The sequence below is a fragment of the Diaphorobacter sp. genome (genome assembly GCF_050251835.1).
In the GTDB taxonomy this organism is placed as follows: domain Bacteria; phylum Pseudomonadota; class Gammaproteobacteria; order Burkholderiales; family Burkholderiaceae_C; genus JBFXIE01.
In genome coordinates, this window is record NZ_JBFWLZ010000051.1 from 9,115 (window position 1) to 13,619 (window position 4,505).

Below are 4,505 nucleotides of genomic sequence, written 5' to 3' on the forward strand. Positions count from 1 at the left end.
GTCTATCTCGGCTCGCGCGGCCTGCTGTGGGGCCGCAACACGCACCGCTACCTGATGGGCGAAGACGACGCCAGTTTCGACCTGATGAGCTGGAACGCCGACACCACCCGCCTGCCCGCGCGCATGCATTCCGAATACCTGTCGTCGCTGTTCCTGAACAACGCCCTGGCCACGGGCCATTACCGCGTGGGCGGTGTGAGCGTGGCGCTGATGGACATCCACGCCCCCATGCTGGTGGTGGGCACCACGCGCGACCATGTCTCGCCCTGGCGCTCGGTGTACAAGATCCACCTGCAAACCGACACCCACGTCACCTTCATCCTGGCGGCGGGCGGGCACAACGCGGGCATCGTCTCCGAGCCGGGGCGCCCGCGCCGCAGCTACCAGATTGCCGCCACCGAGGACGGTCACGGCTGGGTCAGCCCCGATGAGTGGGAAGCCAATGCCCCCGTGCGCGAGGGCTCGTGGTGGGAAGCCATGGACGCCTGGCTCAAGGAGCGCTCGGGCGAGCCCGTGGCGCCCCCGGCAATCGACCCGGCCACCGTGCTGTGCGACGCCCCCGGTGAGTACGTCATGGTGCGATATGCCGACTGACCAACGCGACGCGGACGACCCGATCGAAGACCAGCTGCGCCGCATGAGCGACGCGGTTTGCGATCTGAGCGCCCGCATTGCCAGGCTGGCCAGCTACCTGGGTGTGAACCTGGAAAGCGAGGCCGAGCTTGAACGCGTGCTCCATAGCGACGCAGCCCAGCCGCCCATTCCCGACCGCCGCGTCAACCCCGACCGGCGGGCAGTGCCGCGCACCGGCATGACCGCAGACCGCCGCAAAAGCCACCTGCACGAAGAGCTGCGCGGCCTGCTGGTATTGCGTTACGGCGTGGCCAGCAGCTATGTGGAGCGCGTGGGGGTGGATGCCGCGCGTCACATTCTGGTCATGGCGCAAGAGCAACTTGTGCGCGAAGGCTTCAGGCAAGGCGCGGACGGCGCCGGCCTGAAGCGGCTCTTCGAACAGGACTGACCCCGTATCGCTGATCTCCCGACCGGGCTGGCACAAGCGCAGTCCCGAGCCCTCCCATGTCTCCCAACCTAGTCAACCTATGAACAACCTACCCGAAGCATTTAGTCTGACCGGCAAAAAAGGCCTGATCCTGGGCGTGGCCAACAACAGCTCGATTGCCTGGGGTTGCGCCCGGCTGTTTCACGACATGGGCGCCGAGCTGGTGGTCACCTGCCTCAATGACAAGGCCCGCAAATACGTCGAGCCCCTGACGCAGCCCCTGGGCATCGATCTGGTCAACTGCGACGTCGAGCAAGACGGCCAGCTGGAAGCTGCCGTGGACAGCGCGGTCAAAAAGTTCGGCAAGCTGGACTTCGTCATCCACTCCATCGCATGGGCGCCGCTGCAGGACCTGCATGGCGACGTGGTGGACAGCTCGCGCGAGGGCTTTGCCCGCGCGGTGAACGTGTCGTGCCATTCGTTCGCGGAGGTCGCCAAACTGTGCGCGCCGCACATGCCCGACGGCGGCAGCATGCTGGCCATGACCTACCTGGGCTCCAGCGAAGCGGTGCCCCGCTACGGCCTGATGGGCCCCATCAAGGCGGCGCTCGAATCCATGGTGCGCTACATGGCGGTCGAGCTGGGCGGCAAGAACATCCGCGTGCACGCTGTCTCGCCCGGCCCCATCCTCACGCGGGCCTCGTCGGGCATTGCCGAATTTGACTCGCTCATGGCCACGGCCCGCGCCAAGGCGCCGCTGCAGCGCCTCGTCAACCTGGAAGAAATCGCGCAGCTCAGCGCCTTCCTGTGCACCGACGCCGCCTCCGGCATGACCGGACAGACCATTTTTGTGGACGCGGGCGTCCACGCCGTAGATTGAACAGGACACGCGCCATGAACAACCACAACCACGATCTCGAAACCGAATGGATGGAGAACGTCACCTATGACGAGCTGAGCGTGGGCCAGAGCGCACGCCTGCTGCGCACCGTGACGCTCGAAGACATCCAGGCCTTTGCCGCCGTCTCGGGCGACATCAATCCCGCCCACCTGAACCCCGAGTACGCAGACGCCACCATGTTCCACGGCGTCATCGCGCACGGCATGCTGGGCGCGGCGCTGATATCGGCGCTGTTTGGCACGCAGTTCCCCGGCCCCGGCACCATTTACCTGGGCCAGGAGCTCAAGTTCACCAAGCCCGTGCGCATTGGCGACACGCTCACGGTGCTGGTCACCGTGACGGAAAAAGACGACGAGAAAAAGCGCATCGCCCTGGACTGCCAGGTCACCAACCAAAAGGGTGACGTGGTGCTCAAGGGCGTGGCCCGCCTGATGCCGCCCACGCAGAAGGTGCGCGTGCCCAAGATCAACGCGCCGCAAATCCAGCTGTTCGACCCCGAGGCCCGCCACAAAGAGCTGCTGGCCCGCGCGGACGAACTTGAAGCCGTGCGCTGCGCCGTGGTGCATCCCTGTGACGCGGGCTCGCTGTCCGGCGCCATGGACGCCGCCGCCCACGGCCTCATCGTGCCCGTGCTGATTGGCCCCGAAGGCCGCATCCGCCGCGTTGCCGAAGAGGCCGGCATCAGCCTCGAAGGCGCCGAGATCATCTCCGTGGAGCACAGCCACGCCGCCGCCGAGCGCGCCGCCAGCATGGCCGCCAGCGGCGAGGTGGAGATCGTCATGAAGGGCAGCCTGCACACCGACGAACTGCTCAAGGCCGTGCTCGCCCAGCCCACGCTGCGCACCGGACGCCGCCTGTCGCACGTCTTTCGCTTTGACGTGCCGCTGTACCCCAAGCCCATCATCGTCACCGACGCGGCCATCAACATCCAGCCCACGCTCAAAGAGAAGGCCGACATCATCCAGAACGCGATTGACTTCGCGCGCATCATGGGCACGCAGCAACCCAAGGTGGCCATCCTGTCGGCGGTCGAGACCGTCACCCCGGCCATTGCCTCCACCATTGACGCTGCCGCCCTGTGCAAGATGGCCGACCGCGGCCAGATCAAGGGCGGGCTGCTCGACGGCCCGCTGGCCTTCGACAACGCCATCTCGATGGAAGCCGTGCGCATCAAGGACATCACCTCCGACGTGGCCGGGCAGGCCGACATCCTGGCGGTGCCCAACCTGGAAAGCGGCAACATGATCGCCAAACAGCTCGAATACATGGCCGGCGCCAACGGCTCGGGTCTGGTACTGGGCGCGCGCGTGCCCATTGCGCTGACCAGCCGCGCCGACGGCCCCATGGCCCGCGTGGCCTCCACCGTGCTGGCCGTGCTGGCTGCGCACGACCAGCGCAAGCACCACCTCGAAAACGCCTGGAAGCTCGGCTGAAGCACGGAAAGCACACCCACATGGCCATCCTCTCCGTCAACGCCGGCTCCTCCACGCTGAAGTTCTCCCTGCACCCCGTGCAGGACGGGCAAATCCAGCCCCACGTGCTCTCGGGCTGCATCCAGGGGCTGGCCCCGGGCGGCAGCCCCGTGATCGACTGGAAGTACCAGGGGCAAAAAAGCCAGGAGCCCCTGGCCGTCGCCGCAGGCAAGTCTGCCTTCACCGTGGCGCTGGAGCGCCTGCACACCCTGCTGCAAAGCCTGCCCGACGTGCCCGGCATCGAAGCCGTGGCGCACCGCGTGGTGCATGGCGGCGGGGAAATCAACGAAAGCGTCATCGCCACCGACGCGGTGCTGGAGCAGCTAGCGCGCTTCAATTCTCTGGCGCCGCTGCACCAGCCCCACAACCTCGAAGGCATCCGGCGCTTTCGGGACGCCTTTCCGGGCGTGCCGCAAATCGCGTGCTTTGACACCGCCTTCCACGCCACCATGCCCGAGGTGGACTACGCCTTCGCGCTGCCCCAGTCACTGCGCGACCAGGGCGTGCGCCGCTATGGCTTTCATGGCCTGTCGTACCAGTACGTGATGTCGGTGCTGCAAGAGCAGACCATCCGCGGGCGCGGCCGCGTCATCATGGCCCACCTGGGCAACGGCGCCAGCCTGTGCGCGGCGCTCGACGGCTGCAGCATGGCCACCACCATGGGCTTTTCGGCACTGGACGGCCTGATGATGGGCACGCGCAGCGGCGCCCTGGACGCTGGCGTGCTGCTGTACCTCATGGAGCAAGGCTGGGATCACGCCCGCATTGAAAAGCTGCTGTACAAGCAAAGCGGCCTGCTGGGCGTGTCCGGCATCTCGGCCGACATGCGCCAGCTGCGCGCCGACGGCAGCGAGCGCGCGCAGCGCGCCATTGATCAGTTCACCCACCGGGTGGTGCGCGAGACTGGCGCCATGATGGCCTGCCTGGGCGGCCTGGACGTGCTGGCCTTCAGCGGCGGCATTGGCGAGAACGACGTCGTGCTGCGCGAGCAAGTGTGCAACCGCCTGCGCTGGCTGGGGCTGCACCTGGAGCCGCAGCGCAACCGCCAGGCCGACGGCAAAGAAGCCTACGCCATCCACGCGCCCGACAGCTCCGTCGAAATCTGGGTCATCCCCACCGACGAAGGCCGCGT

Annotated in this window: 4 protein-coding genes and 1 pseudogene; all 5 read left to right on the forward strand. The window is 67.1% G+C overall.

Going from position 1 to position 4,505, the window contains the following annotated elements; genetic code table 11:
• A pseudogene (locus AB7E35_RS13695) lies at positions 1–594 on the forward strand (PHA/PHB synthase family protein); the annotation flags it as partial.
• Positions 584–1,021 (forward strand): hypothetical protein, encoded by a 438-nt coding sequence (locus AB7E35_RS13700; protein WP_428164384.1) that lies wholly within the window; start codon positions 584–586, stop codon positions 1,019–1,021. The pseudogene AB7E35_RS13695 and the gene AB7E35_RS13700, both read left to right, overlap by 11 nt.
• Positions 1,022–1,100: 79 nt before the next feature.
• Positions 1,101–1,880, forward strand: coding sequence for an enoyl-ACP reductase FabI (gene fabI / locus AB7E35_RS13705; RefSeq protein WP_428164383.1), 780 nt, complete (start codon positions 1,101–1,103; stop codon positions 1,878–1,880).
• Between the two features lie 14 nt (positions 1,881–1,894).
• A complete protein-coding gene (locus AB7E35_RS13710; protein WP_428164382.1) occupies positions 1,895–3,334 on the forward strand; it encodes a bifunctional enoyl-CoA hydratase/phosphate acetyltransferase in 1,440 nt (479 codons plus the stop codon).
• Positions 3,335–3,354: 20 nt separating this feature from the next.
• On the forward strand, positions 3,355–4,505 hold a 1,151-nt coding region (locus tag AB7E35_RS13715; RefSeq protein ID WP_428164381.1), incomplete at its 3' end, for an acetate/propionate family kinase.